Annotated in this window: 1 protein-coding gene; it reads right to left on the minus strand. The window is 68.8% G+C overall.

All coding sequences use genetic code 11. The features are described 5' to 3' along the window. A partial coding sequence (locus J3S20_RS29945; protein ID WP_379794028.1) for a DUF932 domain-containing protein occupies window positions 1–683 on the minus strand: 683 nt, incomplete at both ends.

The raw sequence follows: 683 nt of genomic DNA on the forward strand, positions 1-683 counted from the left end.
AGGTCGTTACCGGCATCCGCTGCACGCCGCGGCGCCAGCATCTGCTCCGGCGTGATCGGCGTATCGGTATGGCCTTCCGCGTCGCCGAACCGCAGCGTCCGCGCGGCCTCCCCGAGGACATGCTGCTCGTCCCGCGACAAGGTCACGCCCTGCCACACCTCCGCCGCGTCCAGCGCGCGCCGTGCATCGTCCAGCACGGCATAGGATCCTTCGATCACCTGGCGCACCACGTCGCCCTTGTGCGGCACACGGACCTCGGCCCCCTGCCGGTCGGCCACCACCATCCCGTTGAGGCAGATGAGGCGGAACACGCCGGACATCACACGATATGCACTGGTGCCGTCATGCGCGTTCAACAGCACAATTTCCGGAAATGTATCGCCGACACGGCGCTCGGCGGCCGGTGCCGCACCGGCATGCCGGAAACGCAGCATGTGCTTCGTGTGCCCGACGCGGCCGACGTCGCGGGTGCGCGCCTGGGTTGCCGACATCGGCAGGAACCCGTTCTCCCGCATGCCGGCGATGACTTCGGCGGTCGGAATGTAGGCGTAGCGGTGGCTGCGGCTCTCATGCGCCTCCGCCGCAAAGGCGGACGGGGCGAGGCGGCGGATGTCCTCGTCGGACAGGGCGGTGACGCCGTTGGAACGGAGAGCCTGGCGGTTGCGGATGAACGACATGGTGTC

Source organism: Falsiroseomonas tokyonensis (genome assembly GCF_019024325.1).
Taxonomy (GTDB): domain Bacteria; phylum Pseudomonadota; class Alphaproteobacteria; order Acetobacterales; family Acetobacteraceae; genus Falsiroseomonas; species Falsiroseomonas tokyonensis.